Raw genomic sequence first — 24430 nt, forward strand, 5'->3', positions numbered from 1 at the left:
TTATCTATATTAAAATGAGAAAGAAATACTTATACGTTCTTATATGTTTTCTTGTTAGTACGTTGGCTACAGCCAACGCTGCTAGCCGAACAATCACGGGAGTCATTATATCCGGTGAAGACAATGAACCTCTGATTGGTGCTTCCGTTTATGTTCATGCAGACGATTTGAAGAAAGCCGGATCATCGCAGACTTCTCTGGGTACTATCACTGATATGAATGGTAAATTCTCTCTTTCCGTTCCGGAAAAAGTGACCCGTATCCATTGCAGTTATATTGGTTTTGAAGAACAGGTTATCGTATTGCAAGGAGATAAGAGAAGTTATCGCATCGTACTGCAACCCTCGGCTCATGCTTTGACAGATGTGGTAGTAACGGGCTATCAGACATTGGAACGCAGAAAACTGACTGCTGCCATTTCAAAAGTTGAATTATCGGATGCGATGGTAGGTGCCACCAAAAGTATCGACCAGGCATTGACAGGACAAATTGCAGGTGTGGCAGTAACAAATACGTCCGGTGCTCCGGGAGCTCCGGCTAAAATCCGTATCCGCGGTACTGCTTCCTTGAATGGAACACAAGACCCGCTATGGGTATTGGACGGCATACCTTTGGAAGGAACAGATATTCCCAAGATGGATTCAAACTCTTCCGATAATGACATCGTGAATATCGGGCAATCATCCATTGCGGGAATCAGTCCTAATGATATTGAAAGCATAACAATCCTAAAAGACGCTGCCGCAACAGCGATTTATGGTGCTCGTGCTGCAAACGGTGTAATCGTCGTGACTACCAAACGTGGAAGAACAGGAAAGCCTGTTGTCAACTTCAACACGAAATTAACCTATTCTCCTAATCTGGATACATCACGACTCAACTTACTAAATTCGGAAGAGAAAGTAAATCTGGAGCTTCAAATGATGAAAGAACAACCATTTGATTATGGAGGATGGGGATTCATGTTCTATCCTGTATATCCGGAAAAGGGTGGAGTAGCAAACATTCTAAGAAAATACAAACTGCTGGATACTTATAGACAAGATGGCTGGGATGGCCTCACTCCTGAAGCTCAAAATGCAATCAATCAATTAAAAAGTATTCATACAGACTGGAACGATATATTATTCAGAGATGCATTTACCCAGGAATATAACTTAAGCATTTCCGGTGGTAACGAAAAAGTTACTTACTACCATTCTCTTGGCTATACCAAAGAGAATGGTAATGTACCCGGCGTGAGTCTAAGCCGTTTTAATTTAACAAGCAAGACCAACTATCAACTTAACAAACTGCTAAAAATAGGTATTTCTATTTTTGCCAACAGGCGTAAGAACAAGACCTTCATGACAGACTCTTACGGACTGACCAACCCTGTGTATTACTCACGCATAGCCAATCCCTATTTCGAACCTTTCGACAACGCCCACAACTACTTGTATGATTATGATGTAACAGGCAGTGTGACAGATGAAAAGAGAGGATTCAATATATTCGAAGAGCGTGACAATACCGGTAAAGAGTCAATTAATACCGCTATCAATTCCATCTTCGATGCTGAACTGCGTTTCAATGACCAATGGAAATTGACCTCGCAAATCGGTGTACAATGGGAACAGTTATCTCAGGAAGAATATGTTGGCTTAAACAGCTTCAATATGCGCAATATGCGTGAAGACAATACTTACTACAAAGAAGGGGTACGTACATATATTATACCTGAAGGCGGAATGCTCAAGACAACCGGTGCCACGACCTCTCAAATCACGTGGAAGACGCAAGGGGAGTATAAGAATACATTTAATAACATCCATGATATACAAATAATGGCAGGATCGGAAATCCGTAAGAACTGGTATGAGAGCCATGTATCTACAGGATATGGCTACGACCCCAAAACGCTCAACTTCAGAAATCTGAATTTCAAAGATGAAACACAAGCCAATGAGAACAGGTGGAAACTTAAAAATGAAATAAGGCGAGAAAATGCTTATGCCTCTTTCTTTGCAAACGGCTCATATTCATTGATGAATCGTTACACCTTGGGAGGAAGTATCCGTATGGATGGTTCCGATCTCTTCGGAGTAGACAAGAAATATCGCTTCCTGCCAATATATTCGGTCAGTGGTTTATGGCGCTTATCCAATGAACCATTTATGAATCAAAAGTGGATTGATAATTTAGCTCTTCGCCTATCGTATGGTATACAAGGCAATATAGACAAGAATACTTCACCATTTCTAGTAGGAAGTTATAAGAATACAAGTATTCTGCCAGGAGGAACATACGAAGATTATATTACTATCGACAGTGCGCCAAACAGCAAACTGCGTTGGGAAAAAACCACGTCCTACAATATCGGAGTAGATTTCGCTGTCCTGAACCAGGCTATCAATCTCAGTGTGGATTACTATTATAGAAAAGGGACAGACCTTATCGGTTACAAATTGTTACCATTGGAAAACGGTTTTGAAAGTATGGCTATTAACTGGGCCAGTATGTCCAATAAAGGGATAGAGATTAATCTGCAGACTCGTAACATCACGACCCAGAATTTCTCTTGGTATACGTCATTCAACTTTGCTTACAATCAGAACAAGGTACTTAAAGTCATGACCCAAAAGAACCAAGTAACACCCAGCTTGGAAGGATACCCGGTGGGTGCAATCTTTGTTTTAAAAACCAAAGGAATAAATCCTGATACAGGACAAGTCATGCTTGAAAACAAGCATGGCGAAGCCGTCACAATAGAAGAACTTTTCAAGATGACACCTAGCGGTAATAATGACGGTCTATATAGCATAGGCGTAGATACGGAAGAAATACGAGGATTCTACAGTTATGCCGGAACAGCTGATGCACCCTACACCGGTGGTCTTATGAATACATTCAGTTACCGTAACTGGGAATTAAATCTAAATGTATCTTATAATATAGGAGCACACGTGCAAACCACTCCCTCCTATTATATAGCCGATTTAGATCCGGGAATAAATATGAATAGAGATATTCTGGACAGATGGACCCCTGAAAACGTGAACGGAACTTTCCCGGCATTAGCAACCTATCACACCAATCCGGCAGACTATTATTTATTCAGCAGCCGGAGAGATCTCTACAAATCATTGGATATTTGGACGAAAAAATTAAGCTATGTACGTCTGCAAAACATACGTCTTGCCTATCGTCTACCGTCGGAATGGCTGCAAAGAGTAAGGATTAGCGGAGCAACCGTCGGTCTGGAAGCCCGCAACTTATTTGTCTTCGGTTCAAGTTACAAAAACTATATGGATCCGGAGTCTATGAGCAATCACTACTCTACCCCTGTTCCCAAATCAGTGACTTTCAATCTTAGTCTTAACTTCTAAAATAGGAAATGAATATGATGAAAAATATATATTTTGCTTTTACTTTACTAGGAAGTATGTTGTTAACCTCCTGTGACAACTATCTGGATATTCAGCCTGTCGGTAAAGTAATACCCAATACTTTAGCAGAGTACAGGGCCTTACTCACTACCGTCTATAATACCAGACTCAATGACAAGGCTGTCACCGAACTACGCACTGATATCGTACAAGTCACAGACGTCAGTAGCTCGCAAAACACATACGGAGATATCCAAATCTGGAATGACCTCAATCCGAAAGCCGGAACAAGAGATTTCACATGGGATCACTATTATACTAATATTTATTACGCCAATGCCATAATTGACAAGAAAGATGCTATCACAGAAGGAAGCCAAGAGGGAATAAACCAATTGGTAGGAGAAGCATATTTATTCAGAGCATACATGCACTTTACACTTGTGAACCTCTATGGACAACCCTATACCAAAGAAGGGGCACCAGATACGAAAGCAGTGCCTATAAAATTGGATCTTGACCTGGAAGGAGTCCCCACCCGGAATACAGTAAAAGAAGTATATGCAGCCATCCTATCTGATATTGAGTCTGCACGAAAGCTTATAAATCAGCAAGAGTGGGAAAGCCAATACTCTTATCGTTTTTCCACTCTTTCGGTCGATGCAATGGAAAGCCGTGTACGTCTTTATATGGGAGACTGGCAAAATGCATACGAAGCTGCAGAACGAGTATTGGCAGCTAAATCTTCATTGGAAGATCTAAATGCCCCGGATGCCAAACTACCTAATGATTACCAATCGGTGGAAATGATCACTGCGTATGAATTCTATAGTGATGACGTAACTACCGCTTTCATAATTACCCCCTCATTCATACAAAATTATAAGGCAGATAAAGATTTACGTTTGAATAAATATTATAGCCTGAATAAAGATAATAAATATATATCCGTCAAAAGTGGGAAATCGCAATATAATTGTACCTTCCGTAATGGGGAAATGTATTTAACCGCTGCCGAATCTGCCGCTCATTTGAATAAGCTGCCGGAAGCACGCAACCGATTGCTGCAATTAATGGAAAAGCGCTATACACAAGCAGGCTATACAGAAAAGAAAGCTGCAGTAGAAACCATGGATCAAACCCATCTGATCAAAGAGATTTTAAATGAAAGAGCTCTCGAACTTGCTATTGAAGGACACCGCTGGTTTGATTTACGTCGCACAACTCGCCCTAGAATCCAAAAAGTCATAAGTGGTCAAAACTACCTATTAGAAGAAAATGACTCGCGCTACACATTACGGATTCCACAAGCGGCAATTGATGCTAATCCAGGACTTTTAAAGGAATGACAGGCATCCTTCATAAAAACTGCCTGACAATAGACTAAAAGAGGCTCTCCTCCCTCAGTCATACAAAAAGTATAGTGACGCTATTCGGCAAGGATAGCGTTATTATGCTTTTTTGACAAATATCCATTCGTTGTACCCTGTTGATTAAGAAGATAAGCTGTATCTTTGTAACAAACAAAAAAATATATATCATGATTAAAAACATTGTATTCGATTTTGGAGGGGTGATTGTAGATATTGATCGCGACAAAGCGGTTCAGGCATTTAGCAAACTGGGGCTGGCAGATGCCGACACTCGTCTGGATAAATATCATCAAACCGGTATCTTTCAAGAACTGGAAGAAGGAAAGCTAAGTGCGGATGAGTTTCGGAAACAACTGGGGGATTTATGTAACCGTCCGTTGACAATGGAGGAAACGAAACAGGCATGGCTGGGCTTTTTCAATGAAGTGAATCAGAATAAACTCGATTATATATTGGAATTGAGAAAGTCATACCACGTGTATATCCTAAGTAACACCAACCCTTTTGTGATGTCATGGGCGTGTAGTACTGATTTCTCATCAAGGAAAAAGCCGTTGAATGATTATTGTGACAAACTATATCTGTCTTATCAGATCAGTCACACAAAACCTGAACCGGAAATATTCGATTACATGGTGAACGATTGCAATATCATTCCTTCTGAAACTTTATTTGTGGATGACAGTGCCTCGAATATCCAAATCGGCAAAGCACTGGGATTTGAAACTTTACAGCCGGAAAATGGGGAAGATTGGCGGGAAAAAATAACTGCTATCTTGAAAAATGAGAATTGAGCAGTGAGTGCCATACCGACCCTATACGCATAAACCGGTACTCGGGAGTGCACTTCTTCTCGAAATAGAACCGCCATTTCATCCAAACAGAGCCGCTGTTTTATCCAAACAGAGCCGCTGTTTCACCCAAATAGAGCCTCTGTTTCACCCAAATAGAGCCTCTGTTTATCCAACTTACGTGCTGATGTATTCCAACCTACAAATCAATAACCTTATATTCTACGTGTCACCCGCTTTTGCCTACCCGGTAAACCTGAAAGCGCTGAAAGCACTACCCCTTGCTTACAGCATATTCCTGAAGGGGGTGACATTTTCCGCTTTCAGCCGCTATCCCCTTCTATCAAGGCGTTTGCTGATAAAACTGAAACCACTGAAACCGGATAACAGACATTTCATGGGGAAGCCCCAAATTGAAGGCTGACAGATATCTTCTATGTGTTCCGGATCACTTCTTCGGAACTAATTCTAAAAACATGGTAGTAGTCAGCAACACAGCCAGTCCGACGCAAACACTTATCAATAACCAGTTGATATATTTCGCTTTCGGCTTGGTGTCGGCGTGCAGATTGTTCAGGAAGTATTCTCTGAAAAAAAGATACAGACCGGGGATGGTGGCACTGGCCAACAGGAAATCCTCCGGAATCTGAAAGAAATAAGTTTTGGATAATCCGATCAATGCCCAATGGCAAAGGAATAATACCAGAAACATATTGACCTTCTGTGCAAACAGCAGTAATAATCCAATGGTAAACACAACTACCGAGCAAGGCATTACCGGAGAAGTCATTTCCGGGAACGAGAGTCCGCGTGCCAATGAAACCAAAGGATATATAAAAGGCATGGCCAGCAGGACATAAGATAGTAAATCATATTTGTGGGTACGCTCGAAGGTTATATATCCCGTGATTGTATCCCATATCCAAATGACAGCCATAACACCCCAGAACAGTGCCATCACCCCATTATAACTGCGTTCTTCACAATAGATATAATAGTAGACCACGGAAATCCATGTATAAAGACCTATCATATAGAACTTCATCGCCATTTTCACCCACGGGCGTGGTCGGCCGATAAGCAATCCGGTCAATGTAATACCTATCAGGATAATAGCTATCTGTAAAAGCCAGGTGGCTGAATTATAATATGCAATTGTTCTCCAAAAAATCTCCATAAAAAAGTTTTTAATGTCTTGTTAATGAAAAGGCCCTACGTGGGAACAGGAACATCGGGAAAGTAGCTCCTACCGCCAACATGAAAATCACTGTACTTGCTATCAGAGTGTTAGAGAAGAACATTGACATAAACTTGTCCAGCTTATCCGGATCATTTACATTCTGCAGACACATGATGAGTGAAAATACCATGTTGTAGGCAAACTTACCCGGAATCATGGGAAGCAATGCCGGAATGTAGAGTACCGTCATCGGACAATATACTTTTTTCCCCAGCCACAAACTGCCGAAGCCAATAATTAATGCGGCAAACAAAGAAGCTGTGGCAATATCCACACCTAAATACGTCATTAAGCAAAAACGACAGGCATGTCCCAACGCTGCCAGTATGGCAATCACCTTGAATGCACGTAAAGGAGGATCGGAAATCGCACCAAATCCGATACCTGCCACTGCTGCAAAAAATCCGTCAGTAAGAATGTCAAGTGCTATCATATCAAATTAAACTGTTTTTTACCATTAGTAATGTGAAGGAAAGTCCGATAGCGATACTAATAATCAGCAAAGAGGCTTCTGTCAGACGGGCAAATCCTGTCAACACATATCCTTCAACCACATCAATCACGCCATTTATCAAGGGAACGCCGGGCACAAGATAAAGTACGCTGGTTGCCATTGCTATCTCGGAGGTTGTATCAAAAATCAAGGTGGTAGATGCACATAGGGAAGCAACAAAGGCCGAGACAATAAATACGATATAATGGTTTATCTTCTTCATCTGCATTTGCTGCTTCAGGTAGAATCCTGTAATTGTAGCCGAGAACACAATGCCCATGGAAATTAAATCACCACCAAACAATTTACAGAAAGATGCATTGGCAAATCCTACTAATAATAGAACGAACAGCGAGTGTATCCGTGGAGCAGAAATAATCTTCTTATATCTATCTTTCAGCTCCTCCAACGACAAATGATTGTCTACTGCTTCCCAGCTCAAGGCACTCAACTCTGAATTATGTTCAAAACTGATCGGGTGTGCAGGAATGTCTATGACTTCGTTACAAGCCTCGTTTGTTTCTTTGTCTATAATAGTCAGAATGATATTTCTATGAAATACGCTTAACTTTACATCTAATCCAAAAGCCTCCCCAATACGCTTTGTATTGCGTATTACCCGCGAGGTGTGTACTCCGGCTCCCATCAAATGCGCTGAATATTCTGCAATAAATTTACCTACGGATAATAAAGAGTCTCCTGTCCTCATAAATATGATATTTTTTAATTGGGCGCAAAAGTACAAAAAAAACAATAGCGTATGACATCATGAAGATTCTTTTCTTGAAACAATATTGTATTAATTACAAATTTCTCTATCTTTGTTTCCGAATCGGTTCCGGATAACCATTCGGTTGTCCTGGATTAAAAGGGAACCGGGTGCAAATCCCGGACAGTCCCGCTGCTGTGATTCTCCATAACTTTCTGATAAAGACTTTTGCCACTGGCTGTGAATGGTAGGCCGGGAAGGAATCAGGGAAGGGAGTTAGTCAGAAGACCTGCCATTCATTAAAGACTGTTTCTACTCGTGGGATTAGGGATACAGTTCGAAACGATACAACAACATTTTTTATAAGGTTCTCATGCAAATAACCAAAAGAAATGGGACAACGGAGTCCTATGACAGGAAGAAAATTGCCGTTGCAATTAAAAAAAGCTTCGCCAGTACAGGCCAGGAAATAGTGGAAGAAACCATTCAGGAAATGGTGAATGAAGTAGAACAGTTTGTACATAGTAATAGTGCAAACTGCCATGTAGAACGGATACAGGATGAAGTAGAACGCTGCCTGATGGAGCACGGCTTTTATGCAGAAGCCAAAAATTATATTCTCTATCGCTGGCAACGTACGGAACGCAGAAAAGCGCTCAACGATATCACCACGGAGACGGGCAATCCGCAAATGATGGATGTGTTAAAGGAAATACAGAAAGACTTTGCCGGTAATGAATATAGTCTGACTGTGTTGGCGGAAAAGTTTTCCAGTTTCTGCAAGCCGGAAATGTCATCAGACGAACGCTTGTCGGCACTTATCAAAGCGGCAGTAGAACTGACCACACAGGAAGCACCAGACTGGGAGTTTATAGCCGCACGGTTACTCAATCTTCAACTGACAGAAAAGCTGGAAAAACAGGCAAGGATTTCAGGTATACATTCATTCTATGAGAAATTACGTTATCTGACGAATGAAGGATTATACGGCAGCTATATCCTGGATTCCTATTCACAACAGGAAATAGAAGAAGCTGCAGGATTCATTTGTCCGGAAAGGGATAAACTGTTTAATTATTCAGGGCTCGACCTGCTCTCCAAACGTTACCTGATCCGTACTCACTCACATGAACCTATAGAGTCTGTGCAGGAAATGTATTTAGGAATAGCTTTACATCTTGCCATGCCGGAGAAACGCGACCGGTTGCAATGGGTCAGGAAGTTCTACGACTTATTGAGCAAGCTGGAAGTAACGATGGCCACTCCTACCCTTTCCAATGCCCGTAAACCTTATCATCAACTTTCCAGTTGTTTTATTGATACGGTGCCTGACAGTTTGGAAGGCATTTATCGCAGTATAGACAACTTTGCCATGGTCAGTAAGTTTGGCGGAGGTATGGGAATGTATTTCGGAAAGGTACGTGCTGCGGGTGGAAACATACGAGGTTTCAAAGGTGTGGCAGGTGGAGTAATCCGATGGATGAAACTCGTGAATGATACTGCCGTAGCTGTCGATCAGTTAGGAATGCGTCAGGGGGCTGTGGCGGTATACCTGGACGTATGGCATAAAGACTTGCCTGAATTTCTTCAGCTCCGCACGAATAATGGGGACGACCGTATGAAAGCTCATGATATATTTCCTGCCGTATGCTATCCGGACTTGTTCTGGCAAATGGCAAAAGAAGATTTACATAAGCAGTGGTATCTGTTCTGTCCGAATGAGATTATGACTATCAAAGGATATTGTCTGGAAGATTATTACGGGGAAGAATGGGAAAAGAGGTATTGGGATTGTGTGAATGACCCACGTCTTTCCAGACGAACGATTAGCATCAAAGATATAGTCAGACTGGTATTAAGGTCGGCTGTAGAAACAGGTACTCCTTTTACATTCAACCGGGATATAGTGAATCGTGCCAATCCGAATGCTCATCAGGGTATTATCTATTGCTCAAACCTATGCACGGAAATCGCACAGAACATGTCGGCTATTGAATCGGTTTCTACTGAAGTTCGTACCGAAGATGGTGATACGGTAGTAGTAAAGACGGTTCGCCCCGGAAATTTCGTGGTGTGCAATCTCGCCAGTCTTTCTCTCGGACATCTACCGTTGGAGGATGAAGAATTAATGAAAGAAAAGGTGGCGACAGTGGTTCGTGCGCTTGACAATGTGATCGACCTGAACTTCTACCCTATTCCTTATGCTCAAATAACCAATCATCGTTATCGTAGTATCGGCCTTGGAGTCAGCGGTTATCACCATGCGCTTGCCATCCGGGGAATCCGTTGGGAAAGTGAAGAACATCTTAACTTTATGGATAAAGTGTTTGAACGTATCAACTATGCCGCGATAGAGGCCAGTGCAGAACTGGCAAAAGAAAAAGGAAGATATACTTATTTCGAGGGAAGCGATTGGCAGACCGGAGATTATTTCATCAAACGCGGCTATACTTCATCTGATTGGAAGAGACTATCGGAAAAAGTGGCAACTTACGGTATGCGTAATGCTTATCTATTAGCCATTGCCCCAACCAGCAGTACCAGTATTATTGCAGGAACCACTGCCGGAACCGATCCGGTGATGAAACGTTTCTTTCTCGAAGAGAAGAAAGGTGCCATGCTCCCACGAGTAGCTCCCTCCTTGTCGGACAAGACATTCTGGATATATAAAGGTGCATATCTGATTGACCAGACATGGAGCATCCGTGCTGCCGGTATTCGTCAGCTTCACATTGACCAGTCACAAAGTCTGAATCTTTATATTACCAATGAATTTACGATGAAACAGGTACTTAATCTCTACCTGTTAGCTTGGGAGTGTGGAGTAAAAACGGTCTATTATGTCCGCAGTAAATCCCTGGAAGTGGAAGAATGTGAAAGTTGTGCATCATAAGATATCAAAATAAATAGAAACAAATGGAAACTATAAAACTGAAAAAGAACGCCTTATTCAATCCGTCAGGCGATACGGAAATCCGTCTTAGAAAAATGATTGGCGGAAATACCACCAATCTAAATGATTTCAATAACATGCGGTATAAATGGGTAAGCGACTGGTATCGCCAGGCCATGAATAACTTCTGGATACCGGAAGAAATCAACCTGACGCAGGATATTAAAGATTATCCGCGTCTGGACCACGCAGAACGGACTGCCTATGATAAGATTTTGAGCTTTCTTGTATTCCTGGACTCCTTACAGAGCAATAACCTGCCAACTATCAGTGAATATATCACGGCCAATGAGGTGAATCTTTGTCTGCATATACAAGCTTTTCAGGAGTGTGTGCACAGTCAGAGTTACAGCTATATGCTTGATTCGATATGCAGTCCTGAAAAGCGAAATGAAATTCTCTATCAGTGGAAAACCGACGAGCATCTATTGAAAAGGAATACTTTCATAGGAAACTGCTATAATGAATTTCAGGAAAGCCAGGATGGATATACACTTATGAAAACGTTGATTGCCAACTATATTTTGGAGGGTATCTATTTCTACAGTGGATTCATGTTCTTTTATAATTTAAGTCGTAACGGAAAGATGTCCGGTTCGGCACAGGAAATCCGTTACATCAACCGAGATGAAAATACTCATCTTTGGCTTTTCCGTAATATAATCCTGGAACTGAAAAAAGAAGAACCCGAATTGTTCACTCCGGACAGAGTAAGGGTGTATGAAGCGATGATGCGTGAGGGAGTGGAACAGGAAATTGCCTGGGGACAATATGTGATAGGTAATCATATTCAAGGACTCAATGAGCAAATGATTGCTGATTATATCCATTATTTGGGTAATCTTCGCTGGAGCAGTCTGGGATATGACACTTTGTATGAAGACAATCAAAAGGAACCTGAAAGTATGCGTTGGGTATCTCAATATTCAAATGCCAATATGGTGAAAACAGATTTCTTTGAAGCTAAAAGTACAGCTTATGCCAAGAGTACTGCTCTTGAAGATGATTTGTAATTCTCTGTTCTTTTTCTTCATATCAAGTAGACAAACGAAAGAGGCTGTCTAACAAGTCCTATTTTAACGATTTTACCCCTGCCAGAATATGCTTTAGCAGGGGTGACTTCTAATTACTGATACCTGTTAGACTGTCTCATTCTTTTACAGAAATATTAAAAAACAATAAACGGAGTGATACTCTATGAAGAAAAGCTTTATCTTGTGACGTATAATTACTTCTAAATATGATGATGAAAAAAATACTATTTAGCAGCCTCTTTTTACTAAGCAGTCTTGTTTTACAAGCACAACACGAGTATACGATTGAAGGTAAAGTGGAAGGTGTAAAGGAGGGGACTCTTGTTTCTCTTTTTCTACTTGACGGAAATGTAGGAAGTACAGTTGCTATAGACAGCGTACAAAACGGAACTTTCTTCTTCAAACGAAGTACCGGAGAAAGTGGTTTAGACAAATTATCTCTAATGTGTACCCGTAATGATGATTTTCCTCCCATGTCGCTGGAGATTTATGCGACTCCTAATGCTAGAATCAAAGTTACAGGAACAAATACCTTGATACATACATGGAAAGTAGACAGTCCTGTAAAAGAACAAATAGAGTATAATAGGTTTATTGAAGCCTCACGTGATCTATGGGATGACTTCCAACGATTGTCTATTCAAGCAAGAAGCCTGCGTTCCGCCCCGGAAGCCGAACGGAAGGCTCTACGTGTAAAAGAAGACAGTATATTAGCCTTAATCAACAAACGTGAAATGAAACTGATGCAGGAACTTCCCGTATCAAGCATTTGGATGGACAGGTTATATAGACTGAGTATGTCGGTGAAACACAATCCAAATTTCTCTTATAAAGACGAGACACTGGCTTTGTATAATAGAATGAATGAAGCGCAAAAGGCATCTATAACGGGACAGGAGATTACAGTTAATCTTTTCCCACCTACAGTTGTGAAAGAGGGAGATAAAATGGCAGATACCGAACTTTTCGATTTGGATGGGAAGATTCATCATCTGAACGATTTCAAAGGGAAATACATATTGCTTGATTTTTGGAGTAGTGGTTGCGGTCCTTGCATAATGGCTCTACCAGAGATGAAAGAGATTCAGGAACAATACAAAGAGCGTCTTACCATCATCAGCCTAAGCTCCGATTCGAAAAGCAGTTGGAAGGCAGCTTCGGCAAAACATGAAATGACTTGGCAGAATTTAAGCGACTTGAAACAAACAGCGGGATTATACGCTACATATGGAGTTCGAGGTATCCCCAACTATGTCCTTATCTCTCCCGAAGGCACAATCATGAAAATGTGGTCGGGCTATGGCAAAGGTAATTTGAAACTGAAAATGCGCAGATATCTGGATACTGTCAAACATGAGATGAGTATGATCCGAAAAGGAAACACAAAAATGGTGAACTATCCGGTGTCGGAATCAACCAATACCGATATTCTGGAAGTCAAGCAAGTGGAGCTGACAGACACTGCTACCATCGTACATTTCAAAGCTTATTATATTCCCAAATACTGGATACAAATCAGTCCGAATTGCAGATTAGTAGATGAGAAAGGCGGAACATATACCTTAAAGAAAGCAGACGGAATTAAACCCGGCAAGCACTTTTATTTGCCTGAAAACGGAGAAGCAGAATTTTCACTTACATTCGAACCGTTGTCTTCTTCTGTGCAATCGTTCAATTTCATTGAAGGAACAGAAAAAAACGATTGGCAAATAAACGGAGTGAAACTGAATAAATGAGTATCGGATCTTAAAAAAGAACATCTATATTCCATTCATAAACAAGGAGTACAGATTATAACAAAAAACGGGATATGGGAAGTCTATTGAAACTTCTTAATGTCCCGCTTCTCTTTTCTGCTTATATGTGTAATGTTTTTGGGGTCCTAATCATATCCGATTTCTCAAAATAAATAATCCTTCCTTGCCGCCTGTTGATAAGCCGCTACCAATTCGCCCATCACTTCTGCCACAGACTGCCGACGGGATATGATTGCCGAAACTTGTCCGATCTCCAATTCCCCTTCTTCCAGATCACCTTCGAAGATTCCTTTTTTAGCACGTCCTCGCCCTAATAAAGCTTTCAAGTCTTCCACATTAGCACCACTATCTTCAGCCTTTTCCACCGCTTCGCGGAAAGCATTCTTGACCAAACGTGTCGGAGCGAGTTTTTTCAATAACAACTTAGTATCTCCTTCACCCAGACTCAAACAATAATCTTTAAATACCGGACTGGCAGAACTCTCTTCGGTCAAAGCAAAACGTGTTCCTATTTGCACGCCTTCGGCTCCCAACACCATAGCAGCCAGTATCCCTTCTCCCGTACCGACACCTCCCGCCGCTATCAAAGGTAATGTCGTAGCCTCACGCACAGCAGGTATTAAACAGAAAGTCGTTGTCTCTTCCCGTCCATTATGCCCTCCGGCTTCAAAACCCTCGGCTACTACCGCGTCTACCCCGGCTTCCTCACACTTCACGGCAAAACGAGAAGAAGAAACGACATGAACAACTTTTACTCCACGTTCTTTCAGCCATCCGGTCCACGTTTTCGGATTTCCGGCAGAAGTAAAAACAATCTTCACTCCCTCTTCCACTACAATATTCATAATCTCTTCTACCTGGGGATACATTAAAGGAATGTTTACACCAAAAGGCAATTTCGTGGCCACATTGCATTTACGGATATGCTCACGCAAAGTGTCCGGATACATAGAACCGGCGCCAATCAATCCTAATCCGCCAGCATTACTCACAGCAGAAGCAAGGCGCCAACCACTGCACCACACCATTCCACCTTGAATAATAGGATATTGAATACCCAAAAGAGAAGTAATTCTATTCATAACTAATCATTTATCTATGTGTTAATATGCCAGATTCAATTAGTGCATTGCTACACCAACATACCCTTATAACATCTTCAGTGGGCAATCTGTTCAATAGGTTTATGTATCAATACAGTCGTAGAATCTCCATAAGTCCTCAAAACTTCCAGCGTGCGGGCACGGTTATTCCGACCTTTCCTATTCCAGAATTCTTTTGTAAAGACAGCCATCAGATCAAGTCCGCCAACCGTTCCTCCATTGATATATACCCCACTCCCGCTAAACAAGGGAATAGGACTATCCATCACTACCGAATTCACCATCATCCCATTGACACGTTCGCTCAACTGCCGGAAACGTACTCCGCTCGCCTGTATCTCATCCAAAGATTTACGCATTCCTTTCGCCATTGGATTACGTGCCCAGTTTGAATAGACTCTTTGATGGCGTATCTCATAGAAAGGATCTCCCCGCCAAGTGTTTTTATCAATCTTTATCTTCTTCTGATAGATAGGATCCCAGTTATAACGGGTATTCGCCTTATATGGCATCAAGCTCAACACTACTTTCGGTTTAGGCAATGCTTCAGGAAGCGATTCGTCAGGCATCATCCAACTTTTCTCCTCCGACATCCGGGGAGCACAAACTGCACTTCCGAAATCAATCGACTTCACAGCATCCATATTCAAATGCAACTCCTGATCACTCTCCAGCAACTTCTTCAAATGCAAAGAATCTTGTGCCGTCCATACTTGCGAATATGCAGATAAAGCCGTTGGGCACAATGCCACCATTGTTATAAACCGTTTCAATCTATCCATCCTCTTTCATTTTATTCCGGAGCACCAAATATGCATTTGCACGCATTCGTTTCTCCCTTCGTTACCACCCGTATCCTTCAATGAGAAGCGATTCTTTGAGCGTAGCAATCCCCTGTCAGCAGTAAAAGACTACTGATGCAAACCAATGTTCTCACATGAATGTTTCCTATTTTTTACTTTCCGAAGGTTCCTCCTCCTTCTTACCACCAACGATAACCTGACCCACAAAGTGGCTCATCATAACACGGGTCAATCGTCCATCTCGTTCTCGGATATTGGTGTTCTTCCCACCAGCTGCGATAACAAGCGGCGGCATCGAGCACTTCCTCATCGGTCAGGAAATAGATTGCTTCATAATTTTCAGCATTCGCCAATACCATTTTACAACCTAATGACGGAGGTGTGCCCTGACGGACAAACTCAATCATCCAAAGCATACACTCACCCAATCGGATCTTACCGTTGTTCATATTGTAAACCGACGGAAAAGAAGGAATAATAGTCAAATCTTCCGCATATTTTAAAAGTTCGGGAATGTCCTTTTCCGTAAAATGAGGGACCTCCACTACTCCTTTATCATTCTTCATCTTATACGTACCCGCCTTCAATTGTTTCACAAAAAGGGCAACGTCCGGATTGTTATAATCCATTTCTTCGCTGGCGCATCCTGTAAAGGATACAATCAGGCAAACAGCCATCCACAGCATTAGTAGTGTTTTTTTCATTTTCATAAGAATTAATACGTCATGCGAAGTCCGCAAAGTAAATTAAAATTAGTCGGCCGTTTCGTTCGTACCGTAGCCAATTTCGAATCAGTCTTGAAATGATACGAAACTCCGGGTTCGGCAAAAACAGCAAGTCGGTCATTAATCTTATAATTGATTCCAATACCGGCAGTCACTGCCAGCTGGATAGGTTCTTCTTTAAAACTGTTGTCCGGTGCACCGGCAATACATTTGTCAGCTATTCCCCCCACAGCGGCGTAAAGGTCTATTTTTTTCGTATCCACCAATGTTACGTTCACTTTAACGGGGATCCCCCAGTAGTGCAAGTGCTGTCCTGCGGACCGGAGGTTGGAATAGAGCAGTCCGGTTTCTATGCCGAGAAAATCGTTCAACCTACGCTCTACCGTCACCCCTGCGGAAACCGGCATCTTATAAGTGCCGTTATCTGCCGGAAGTGCTGTACCCACTTGAACTTTCATCGCCCAACGATTCTTTTTCACAGCTTTGGGCTGAGACACATTAGCATTCGATTCCTCTTCCGAAGCAACAGATGATTCCAGATTACCATTTGTTGCCTGCCAATAGCCATGATGTCCCTGATTAGCATATCGATTGCCATTTCCCGAAGAAGTAGTGGAAGAAAAAGATAACGACATAGAGAAAGTGATAGAAAGAGAATCTTCTTCCTCTGCATATTGCGACAGCATACCATAAGATTTCGGAACCGGTTTCGGTAACACCGGTTCTACCGGCAAAGGTAACTGATTGACACGTATTCCATCTCCATCCATCCTTCCTCCATTCACTACTGCTATCTTTGTAAACGCTTCTTCCATTTCTTCCTTTGGAGAGAAATACAAGAAAGTAGCCGACGAGGCTGCCAAAACAAGCAATACAGATGCCGCAGCCGCGACACGGAAGAACAAAATCCGACGACGATGCTGGCAAGCCACAGGAATTTCCTGCGAGAGCTCTTCCCAAAAACCATCCCGTACACTCATCTTGGCATCAGCGAGACGCGTGTGAAACAGATCGGTTATTTCATCATTTTCTTTCTTCATGATTCCTATACTCTTTAATTCTTTTTGCTAACAAATATTTGGCACGATGCAACTGTGAGGTAGATGAATGCTCTTTAATGTGAAGCATCTTGGCTATCTCCTTGTGCGATTTCTCTTCAAACACATAAAGGTTGAAAACGGTTCGGCAACCATCCGGCAATTCGGCAATAAAAACCATCAACTGCTCCTCGGAGATTCCAGCCCCTCCTCCCGAATCCGATATATCCGGTATATCGGGAAGCTGCTCTTCATGCACCACCAACTGACTGACCCGTTTCTCCCGTCGCAGGAAATCGAGTGATTGCGTAACCATCACTCGGGTAATCCATGTACAAAGTGAAGACTCACCCCGGAACGAGAAATTGGTGAAAATCTTGATGAAACCGTCATGCAGTACATCGTGCGCCGCATCCATATCGCCCGTATAACGGAAACATACCGCCAGCATCTGTTTGGAATAGAGAGTATAAAGTTCCTTTCGGGCTGAATCCTTTCCTGCCCGACAGCCCTTTATCAGTTCTATCTCGTTTTCCAAAGTCAATTATTTTTAATTAGAACGTATGTCTGCGTCGTTTGCTTATTAGACGCGAGGGTTTGGGGAATGCTGCAAGGAATATCGCTAAAAGAAGTTAAAGAATGCGATTCACCACAGAGGACGCAGCGTACGAAGAGGAATAATGATAGAAAGTTCTTCCTATAAAATAAGTTTAAATCCTCTGTGTAGGCTGCGTCCTCTGTGGTGAAAAAAAGTCAGCACGCTTTGAAACTCATGTCCAGTCCTTTCACTGAATGAGTCAAAGCTCCTACAGAGATAAAGTCTACACCACATTCGGCATAGTCACGGAGCGTATCAAACGTGATGCCGCCCGAAGATTCGGTTTCGTATTTACCTGCCACCATCTCTACAGCTTTCTTTGTCATTTCAGGAGTGAAGTTATCAAACATGATACGGTCTACCCCACCAAGATCAAGAACTTGCTGCAGTTCATCGAAGCTGCGGACTTCTATTTCTATTTTCAGGTCTTTGCCTTTTTCCTTGCAATATTCCTTAGCACGAGTGATAGCTTTGTCGATACCTCCGGCGAAATCCACATGATTGTCTTTCAGAAGAATCATGTCGAACAGACCAATACGATGATTTACTCCGCCACCGATTTTCACTGCCATTTTTTCGAGGATACGCATACCAGGAGTTGTCTTGCGGGTGTCAAGCACACGAGTATTTGTACCTTCCAACGCCTTTGCATATTTACGGGTCATGGTTGCAATACCGCTCATTCGCTGCATCACGTTCAACATCAGACGTTCGGTTTGAAGCAAAGATTGCACTTTTCCTTCCACTACCATTGCTACGTCACCCGGCTTCACCTCTGTTCCGTCATTGATAAACACTTCCACTTTCATGGTAGGATCGAAACGGTTGAAGATTTCTTTAGCAACTTCGATGCCCGCCAGCACACCGGCTTCTTTGATAAGCAGTTTCGATTTTCCCATTGCCGTAGCAGGAATACATGAAAGGGTGGTATGATCGCCATCACCTATATCTTCTGCAAAAGCAAGATCGATCAATTTGTCGATCAGTTCTTTTTCCTTATTCATTGATCTTGTCAATTCTTATTTGATGTATTAAATATTGATTCTGCACTTTCTTCAGGAAACAGTTCACACGAAAGTTCCCGTTAGTAGTAACCAACGTACCGATAACGAAACTTGATTCGTCCCGTTTTCCCTGATGGTTCACGTTAAATCCGTTGACTTTATTCTCCGTAAAGAATTCCTGCATGGTAGCTGTTGCTTTCTGTTTGTCAACGTTTGTCGAGCGACCTTGGAGCACCAAGTTTACCTTGTTCTCCATATACTTATTCAGCTCTTGCGAGCTTCCTCTTTTAAATGCCGTAATCACTCCTGCCGGTATCTCCTGCGCCATCAGCAACGAGAGAGAAAGAAGCAAAGCGGTCATTCCTGCAAGCACTCGTTTTTTCATAAATACAAGCTTTTAAGTGGAAGTTTAAAGCCTTAAACTTTCAACTAATGATAGGCAAAGGTAAGCATTAATTGCAGAATAACATAAAAAATGCCTATTTTTGTGCACTAATCAGAATGGTAAACGTATGAAAACAACTTTGCTCGTCGTAGGACGAACCGTAGAACAACACTATATAACTGCAATCAACGACTATATCCAGCGCACTAAACGCTATATCACTTTCGATATGGAAGTGATCCCCGAACTGAAAAACACCAAGAGTCTTTCAATGGAAGTGCAAAAAGAAAAGGAAGGAGAACTGATACTGAAAGCTCTCCAACCGGGTGACGTGGTGGTATTGCTCGATGAGCACGGAAAAGAGATGCGTTCTCTGGAGTTTGCCGAATACATGAAGCGGAAAATGAACACGGTCAACAAACGACTGGTATTCATTATCGGAGGCCCTTATGGCTTCTCCGAAAAAGTGTATCAGGCAGCCCATGAGAAGATTTCAATGTCCAAGATGACTTTCTCGCATCAGATGATCAGGCTGATATTTGTGGAGCAAATTTATCGGGCGATGACGATATTGAATGGAGGACCGTATCATCATGAATAAAGAACAGTCAATATGGTGTTAAAAGGAGTTGTCAATCTGGCTAATCTGAAATAAAATATTTCCTTTGTGAAAAAGATAAAGCCTTATAATAACAGACCATGAAACAAAAAGAATACATATCGAAGTTGTCTCCTCATCTGTTTGAGATATAAATATATCAATGGCGGGTTGCATCACACATTACCACATACTCATAAGTAAATCGGTTCTCCGGATTTATTCAATCCGGTTTCCTTTGATTGCCTAACGGACAGCATCCTGGCAGGCAATTGTCCCAATTAGAAATGCATGTGGGAATCATCTTCTATAGAACCGTCTCAACGGACTCTCATCATGCAATTCTCAATCAGAGAGGCTCCATTGCCATGGCTCATAATATAATGTGAGTTCGAAATCACTCAAAACAAATTCAGTTGCCTGTCCTTGATGAAATCCAATTCAATGGCGGGCTTCTTCTCAAAGAAGCAATACGCTACGATGGCAGAAAGTGCATTCGCTATAAAGTTGTTGAAAAACCGATGCCTGGAATGCTCTATTTGTGCGATATTCTTCAATTCGTCATTTAGGAGACAAGTTTAGGGAACAGGTGGGTCAGATGTTTACTCACCTACTCCTTGTAATAATGCTTGAGTATCTGAAACCGCCGGAATGAAACGAGATAAGAATAACCATGATTTCCGTATCAATCAACCGGTTAGCCTTATTACGATGCTTATGATTCTTCTCAGCAACCATATATTTTACCTGCTGCAACGCAAATTCTTTGCAGAAATCATCTGCCATACAATAAATATCTGTAACTTTATCCTCTGAGAACATAGTGGTAGTCGTTTAAATGTTATTTTTGGACACTATAAATTGAATACTTTTATTGCTATGTTCTTATTATTCAAGGATATATTTTAATCTGTTATATCGAACTCACGTTAATAGTACATGTATTTTCTTCATCAGGCGTTCATGATTCCGTTCGACCGTTTTTCTCCAAACGAAAGTGTACTTGTTTGCCTTGGATTCGATTTTTGTACCGTCAATGTATTCCACATTCAGGCTGATGAAACCTTTGGAAGAGAGCAGAAGTACGGTTTGGGTAAACACTTCGTTGATTTCCTTCTTCACCCGGTTGCGGAATCGGTTGATGGTAATGAAATCCGGTTTCTCGTGTCCGGCCAGCCATATATAATGGATATCACGATGGAGTAGCTTTTCTATTTTCCGGCAGGAGTAGATGTTGTTCATGTAGGCATACAGAATTACCTTGAGCATCATTTTGGGATGGTAAGCCCTACGACCGCATTCCTTGTATAACTTCCTGAAGCCTTCAAGATTCAGGCTTTCAACCGGAGCGTCAACCATGCGAACCGGAGCGTTTTCTGCAATATCCTCATCGATTCCCCCAGAAAAAAGCACTGTTTGGTTGGGAATGTAAGGACGAAAATGTATCTTTGTCATAGTGTAAATTTTATGCTTAAAGATACAAAATCTTTAGGTAATAACAAAGCCCCTGCTTGTGAAAGTCGGGGCTTTGGGCAAAAAAAGAAGGTGCGCATTTTGACACACCTTCTTTCTTGCTTCTGGAGGTTCCTGGCGGATTCGAACCGCCGTACACGGTTTTGCAGACCGCTGACTAAGCCACTCATCCAAGGAACCATTATCTCTTGTTTGCGGTTGCAAAGGTAGTACAAATTTTGAAACTACCAACTATCCGCAGCAATTTTTCTTTGTACTTTTTTTCTTGACACCACATTCCCTGCGTTTCTTATCCATCAGAATCTTTAATTCACAGACACTTCCACAACTGTCACACGGATTCTGATTTTCTCGCGTACGACGAGAAAAAAGAAAGATTCCATATATGACACGGGCCATGCAGAGTACAACCAATACTCCAACTACCCAATCTTGCCAATTATTCATACCCATAATCCTCCAATCTGATAAACAGCAAATGATACAAGCCAAGCCAAACCCGTTGTGTAACAAGCAGCGAAGAGCGCCCATTTCCAACTACCCGATTCCTGTTTGATAGCCGCTATCGTCGCAATGCACGGGAAGTAAATCAACACAAACAACATATAACAGAAAGCAACCAATGGAGTAATCGGAATACGCTCTGCCAAACTGACCGAATCAGCATCCGGATCATCTGCATATAAAACACCTAATGAACTTACGACCAGTTCTTTTGCTCCTACACCAGAAAGCAAGCCGATCCCTAGTTTCCAATCAAATCCCAGTGGCTTTATAATCGGTTCGATGCCACGCCCCAACTGACCGATATAAGAATTTTCCTGCTGCTCAGCAACCGTTTCATAAGCATCATGATTCGGGTAATATCCCAAGAACCAGATGATAATGGAAGCAATCATAATAATTCCTCCCATCTTTTTCAAATACTGCGCTCCCTTCTCCCACGTGTGACGAAAGATAGATTTCGCTGTCGGCATCCGGTAAGGTGGAAGTTCCATCACAAATGGAGTATCATCCCCCTTCACCAGAAACTTGCTAAACAAGCGAGCCATTACCACAGCCAGTACAATACCGACCACATAAATACTTAACAACACCAAACTTGCATTGTTCGGGAAGAAAGCGCCCACCAACAATAAATAAATCGGCAAACGCGCACTACAAGACATCAAAGGATTCACCAACATTGTAATAAGGCGGCTCTTCCGGTTCTCAATAGTACGGGAAGCTATAATAGCAGGCACATTACATCCAAATCCCATAATCAAAGGAATGAATGACTTTCCGTGCAGTCCCATTTTATGCATGATTTTATCCATGATAAAAGCTGCACGAGCCATATAACCCGAATCTTCCATAAGAGAAATACAGAAATACAGAATCAGGATATTCGGCAAAAAGACAATGACCGCTCCTACCCCACCGATAATTCCATCAACCAGCAGATCCTTCAACGGACCTTCTCCCATATTATTGCGCAACAAGTCACTTATCTGTTCAACAAGCCATTCAATCCCCATCATCGGATATTTTCCAATGACAAACGTACCTTCAAACATCAGATACATAAAAAGGAAGAAAATAGGAAATCCCCAGACACGGTGAGTTGCAATCGAATCCAGCACTTTGGTTGTCTGCGCCTGTTCCAAATGATTATCCGTGAATGTCTCTTTGAGTGCACCGCTGATAAATCCATATTTAGCATCTGTAATGGCCGATTCACACTCCTCATTCATGGTCTCCTGCACACGCTTCGACATCTTGTCGCGGACATGGAAAATTTCATCAGCATTTGGCAATGTGCGCACCATACGTTCAATGTCAGAATCATTCTCCAACAATTTAATGGAAAGGAAACGGGTAGAATATTTATGCCGGATAAATTCGTTCTTGGACACTTCACCTTTGACGGCCTCAATCGCCTTTTCGATATCAGGCCCATGATTGATATGAATATGCCGGAAAACACGTCCCGTCTTTCTGTGTTCACACACATAATCTTCCAAATGCTCTTCCTCATGTCTCTTGCGATCCTCCAAGGAGTCGTGCCATTCAGTCAAATCCTTAAGAACTTCCGGATTCATATTTCCCTGTTTGTCGAAAAAGTCTACTCCTTCATATAGATTAATGACAACATGAAACAAGGTGTCCAATCCACGGTTTTTCTTACTGACAGTAGGCAACATCGGCACCCCGAACAACTTACTCAACAAATAATAATCCAATGTATTGCCACTGGCTTCCAACTCGTCATAAATATTCAGAGCCACTACCATGCGGACATTCATATCTATCAATTGAGTAGTCAGATATAAGTTTCGCTCCAGATTGGAGGAATCGACCACATTAATAATCACGTCCGGAGTTTCATCGATAATATGACGACGGACATAGATTTCTTCGGGCGTATAAGCAGATAAAGAATAAGTACCCGGCAAATCGACAATACGGAAATGATAGCCTTCGAAATCAAAATAACCCTCTTTGGCATCCACGGTTACACCGCTGTAATTTCCTACATGCTCATGAGCACCGGATGCAAGATTAAACAAAGAAGTCTTACCACTGTTCGGGTTTCCGACCAAGGCCACATTGATGGTACGGCGTTTACCTAATGCCAACCGTTTCATATCTTCTTCTTTTACAGAAGATTCCTCGGGCAATCCTTCATGATAGACAGTCTTTTCGGCCAGTTTCTTCGCTTCCTCCTCGCTGATTACTTCGATCATTTCAGCTTCCTGACAACGAAGAGAAATTTCATATCCTAAAACTTTATATTTTATAGGATCTTTTAACGGAGCATTCAACAGCACTTCAACCGTTTTACCTTTAATGAAGCCCATCTCCACAATACGCTTACGAAAACCGCCGTGCCCCAATACCTTGACAATAACGCCTTTTTCTCCTGTTTTTAATTCGGACAAACGCATAACTCTCTAAATTTTCAGCAAAGATAATTCATAACTTCGGAGCATACAAGTTATTT

Annotated in this window: 20 protein-coding genes, 1 tRNA gene, 2 pseudogenes and 1 riboswitch; of the genes and pseudogenes, 7 read left to right on the forward strand and 16 right to left on the reverse strand. The window is 41.9% G+C overall.

Annotated elements, in window-relative coordinates; genetic code table 11:
* Positions 1 to 14 precede the first annotated feature (14 nt).
* The 3 genes from AB9N12_RS01840 (at position 15) to AB9N12_RS01850 (ending at position 5535) form a co-directional block, all read left to right on the forward strand.
* A complete protein-coding gene (locus AB9N12_RS01840) occupies positions 15 to 3368 on the forward strand; it encodes a SusC/RagA family TonB-linked outer membrane protein (protein WP_369889234.1) in 3354 nt (1117 codons plus the stop codon).
* Positions 3369 to 3382: 14 nt separating this feature from the next.
* On the forward strand, positions 3383 to 4717 hold the full coding sequence (locus AB9N12_RS01845; RefSeq protein WP_369889235.1) for a RagB/SusD family nutrient uptake outer membrane protein: 1335 nt from the start codon (positions 3383 to 3385) through the stop codon (positions 4715 to 4717).
* A 191-nt stretch (positions 4718 to 4908) separates the two neighbouring features.
* Positions 4909 to 5535, forward strand: coding sequence for an HAD family hydrolase (locus AB9N12_RS01850; RefSeq protein WP_369889236.1), 627 nt, complete (start codon positions 4909 to 4911; stop codon positions 5533 to 5535).
* A 445-nt stretch (positions 5536 to 5980) separates the two neighbouring features.
* On the opposite strand, the gene AB9N12_RS01855 is transcribed toward AB9N12_RS01850, so the two are convergent.
* The 3 genes from AB9N12_RS01855 to AB9N12_RS01865 are packed head-to-tail and all read right to left on the reverse strand — an operon-like array spanning position 5981 to position 7974.
* Entirely contained in the window at positions 5981 to 6709 is a 729-nt protein-coding gene (locus AB9N12_RS01855) for a DUF6064 family protein (RefSeq protein ID WP_369889238.1), read from the reverse strand.
* A 10-nt stretch (positions 6710 to 6719) separates the two neighbouring features.
* Positions 6720 to 7205, reverse strand: a complete 486-nt coding sequence (locus AB9N12_RS01860) for a threonine/serine exporter family protein (RefSeq protein ID WP_369889239.1) — start codon at positions 7203 to 7205, stop codon at positions 6720 to 6722.
* A 1-nt stretch (position 7206) separates the two neighbouring features.
* Positions 7207 to 7974, reverse strand: coding sequence for a threonine/serine exporter family protein (locus tag AB9N12_RS01865; protein WP_369889240.1), 768 nt, complete (start codon positions 7972 to 7974; stop codon positions 7207 to 7209).
* A 107-nt stretch (positions 7975 to 8081) separates the two neighbouring features.
* Positions 8082 to 8286: riboswitch (cobalamin riboswitch) on the forward strand.
* Positions 8287 to 8347: 61 nt separating this feature from the next.
* Here AB9N12_RS01865 and AB9N12_RS01870 point away from each other — a divergent pair.
* The 3 genes from AB9N12_RS01870 to AB9N12_RS01880 all read left to right on the forward strand — a co-directional run bounded on the left by AB9N12_RS01870 (position 8348) and on the right by AB9N12_RS01880 (position 13697).
* Positions 8348 to 10867 (forward strand): ribonucleoside-diphosphate reductase subunit alpha, encoded by a 2520-nt coding sequence (locus AB9N12_RS01870; protein WP_369889241.1) that lies wholly within the window; start codon positions 8348 to 8350, stop codon positions 10865 to 10867.
* Between the two features lie 23 nt (positions 10868 to 10890).
* A complete protein-coding gene (locus AB9N12_RS01875; RefSeq protein WP_369889242.1) occupies positions 10891 to 11940 on the forward strand; it encodes a ribonucleotide-diphosphate reductase subunit beta in 1050 nt (349 codons plus the stop codon).
* Between the two features lie 227 nt (positions 11941 to 12167).
* Positions 12168 to 13697, forward strand: a complete 1530-nt coding sequence (locus tag AB9N12_RS01880) for a redoxin domain-containing protein (RefSeq protein WP_369889243.1) — start codon at positions 12168 to 12170, stop codon at positions 13695 to 13697.
* A gap of 164 nt (positions 13698 to 13861) precedes the next feature.
* On the opposite strand, the gene AB9N12_RS01885 is transcribed toward AB9N12_RS01880, so the two are convergent.
* The 7 genes from AB9N12_RS01885 to AB9N12_RS01915 form a co-directional block, all read right to left on the reverse strand.
* The gene (locus tag AB9N12_RS01885) at positions 13862 to 14800 is read right to left on the reverse strand and encodes an NAD(P)H-dependent flavin oxidoreductase (RefSeq protein WP_369889244.1); all 939 of its coding nucleotides are present in this window, start codon (positions 14798 to 14800) and stop codon (positions 13862 to 13864) included.
* 77 nt (positions 14801 to 14877) lie between these two features.
* Positions 14878 to 15603 (reverse strand): DUF4858 domain-containing protein, encoded by a 726-nt coding sequence (locus AB9N12_RS01890; protein ID WP_369889245.1) that lies wholly within the window; start codon positions 15601 to 15603, stop codon positions 14878 to 14880.
* A gap of 200 nt (positions 15604 to 15803) precedes the next feature.
* Positions 15804 to 16328: a DUF4943 family protein gene (locus tag AB9N12_RS01895; protein ID WP_369889246.1), complete on the reverse strand. Its 525-nt coding sequence runs from the start codon at positions 16326 to 16328 to the stop codon at positions 15804 to 15806.
* Between the two features lie 11 nt (positions 16329 to 16339).
* Positions 16340 to 17389 (reverse strand): porin family protein, encoded by a 1050-nt coding sequence (locus tag AB9N12_RS01900; protein WP_369889247.1) that lies wholly within the window; start codon positions 17387 to 17389, stop codon positions 16340 to 16342.
* Positions 17373 to 17924: an RNA polymerase sigma factor gene (locus AB9N12_RS01905; RefSeq protein WP_369889248.1), complete on the reverse strand. Its 552-nt coding sequence runs from the start codon at positions 17922 to 17924 to the stop codon at positions 17373 to 17375. Before AB9N12_RS01905 ends, AB9N12_RS01900 begins: the two co-directional genes overlap by 17 nt.
* A 215-nt stretch (positions 17925 to 18139) precedes the next feature.
* Complete coding sequence (gene nadC / locus AB9N12_RS01910) at positions 18140 to 18988, reverse strand: carboxylating nicotinate-nucleotide diphosphorylase (RefSeq protein WP_369889249.1); 849 nt, start codon at positions 18986 to 18988, stop codon at positions 18140 to 18142.
* On the reverse strand, positions 18981 to 19373 hold the full coding sequence (locus AB9N12_RS01915; protein ID WP_369889250.1) for a DUF4783 domain-containing protein: 393 nt from the start codon (positions 19371 to 19373) through the stop codon (positions 18981 to 18983). Before AB9N12_RS01915 ends, nadC begins: the two co-directional genes overlap by 8 nt.
* A 127-nt stretch (positions 19374 to 19500) precedes the next feature.
* Between AB9N12_RS01915 and rlmH the strand changes: the two genes are divergently transcribed.
* Positions 19501 to 19974, forward strand: a complete 474-nt coding sequence (rlmH, locus tag AB9N12_RS01920) for a 23S rRNA (pseudouridine(1915)-N(3))-methyltransferase RlmH (protein WP_004314516.1) — start codon at positions 19501 to 19503, stop codon at positions 19972 to 19974.
* Positions 19975 to 20372: 398 nt separating this feature from the next.
* Here the strand turns inward: rlmH and AB9N12_RS01925 are convergent.
* The 6 genes and pseudogenes from AB9N12_RS01925 to feoB form a co-directional block, all read right to left on the reverse strand.
* Positions 20373 to 20534: pseudogene (locus tag AB9N12_RS01925) on the reverse strand (IS982 family transposase); the annotation flags it as partial.
* Positions 20535 to 20577: 43 nt separating this feature from the next.
* Positions 20578 to 20793 (reverse strand): hypothetical protein, encoded by a 216-nt coding sequence (locus AB9N12_RS01930; RefSeq protein WP_369889251.1) that lies wholly within the window; start codon positions 20791 to 20793, stop codon positions 20578 to 20580.
* A 108-nt stretch (positions 20794 to 20901) separates the two neighbouring features.
* Positions 20902 to 21426, reverse strand: a pseudogene (locus AB9N12_RS01935) (transposase); the annotation flags it as partial.
* A gap of 123 nt (positions 21427 to 21549) precedes the next feature.
* A tRNA-Cys gene (locus AB9N12_RS01940) sits at positions 21550 to 21624 on the reverse strand.
* A gap of 51 nt (positions 21625 to 21675) precedes the next feature.
* On the reverse strand, positions 21676 to 21891 hold the full coding sequence (locus AB9N12_RS01945; protein WP_369889252.1) for a hypothetical protein: 216 nt from the start codon (positions 21889 to 21891) through the stop codon (positions 21676 to 21678).
* Positions 21888 to 24374: a ferrous iron transport protein B gene (feoB, locus tag AB9N12_RS01950; protein ID WP_369889253.1), complete on the reverse strand. Its 2487-nt coding sequence runs from the start codon at positions 24372 to 24374 to the stop codon at positions 21888 to 21890. The genes AB9N12_RS01945 and feoB overlap by 4 nt, the downstream gene beginning before the upstream one ends.
* Between the last annotated feature and the right edge of the window lie 56 nt (positions 24375 to 24430).

Origin of the sequence: Bacteroides sp. AN502(2024) (assembly GCF_041227145.1) — a bacterium.
GTDB lineage: Bacteria > Bacteroidota > Bacteroidia > Bacteroidales > Bacteroidaceae > Bacteroides.

Coding starts and splice junctions, on each gene's coding strand:
- AB9N12_RS01840 (WP_369889234.1), top strand. CDS start 15: ATGAGAAAGAAATACTTATACGTTCTTATATGTTTTCTTGTTAGTACG.
- AB9N12_RS01845 (WP_369889235.1), top strand. CDS start 3,383: ATGATGAAAAATATATATTTTGCTTTTACTTTACTAGGAAGTATGTTG.
- AB9N12_RS01850 (WP_369889236.1), top strand. CDS start 4,909: ATGATTAAAAACATTGTATTCGATTTTGGAGGGGTGATTGTAGATATT.
- AB9N12_RS01855 (WP_369889238.1), bottom strand. CDS start 6,709: ATGGAGATTTTTTGGAGAACAATTGCATATTATAATTCAGCCACCTGG.
- AB9N12_RS01860 (WP_369889239.1), bottom strand. CDS start 7,205: ATGATAGCACTTGACATTCTTACTGACGGATTTTTTGCAGCAGTGGCA.
- AB9N12_RS01865 (WP_369889240.1), bottom strand. CDS start 7,974: ATGAGGACAGGAGACTCTTTATTATCCGTAGGTAAATTTATTGCAGAA.
- AB9N12_RS01870 (WP_369889241.1), top strand. CDS start 8,348: ATGCAAATAACCAAAAGAAATGGGACAACGGAGTCCTATGACAGGAAG.
- AB9N12_RS01875 (WP_369889242.1), top strand. CDS start 10,891: ATGGAAACTATAAAACTGAAAAAGAACGCCTTATTCAATCCGTCAGGC.
- AB9N12_RS01880 (WP_369889243.1), top strand. CDS start 12,168: ATGATGATGAAAAAAATACTATTTAGCAGCCTCTTTTTACTAAGCAGT.
- AB9N12_RS01885 (WP_369889244.1), bottom strand. CDS start 14,800: ATGAATAGAATTACTTCTCTTTTGGGTATTCAATATCCTATTATTCAA.
- AB9N12_RS01890 (WP_369889245.1), bottom strand. CDS start 15,603: ATGGATAGATTGAAACGGTTTATAACAATGGTGGCATTGTGCCCAACG.
- AB9N12_RS01895 (WP_369889246.1), bottom strand. CDS start 16,328: ATGAAAAAAACACTACTAATGCTGTGGATGGCTGTTTGCCTGATTGTA.
- AB9N12_RS01900 (WP_369889247.1), bottom strand. CDS start 17,389: ATGAAGAAAGAAAATGATGAAATAACCGATCTGTTTCACACGCGTCTC.
- nadC (WP_369889249.1), bottom strand. CDS start 18,988: ATGAATAAGGAAAAAGAACTGATCGACAAATTGATCGATCTTGCTTTT.
- AB9N12_RS01915 (WP_369889250.1), bottom strand. CDS start 19,373: ATGAAAAAACGAGTGCTTGCAGGAATGACCGCTTTGCTTCTTTCTCTC.
- rlmH (WP_004314516.1), top strand. CDS start 19,501: ATGAAAACAACTTTGCTCGTCGTAGGACGAACCGTAGAACAACACTAT.
- AB9N12_RS01930 (WP_369889251.1), bottom strand. CDS start 20,793: ATGTTCTCAGAGGATAAAGTTACAGATATTTATTGTATGGCAGATGAT.
- AB9N12_RS01945 (WP_369889252.1), bottom strand. CDS start 21,891: ATGAATAATTGGCAAGATTGGGTAGTTGGAGTATTGGTTGTACTCTGC.
- feoB (WP_369889253.1), bottom strand. CDS start 24,374: ATGCGTTTGTCCGAATTAAAAACAGGAGAAAAAGGCGTTATTGTCAAG.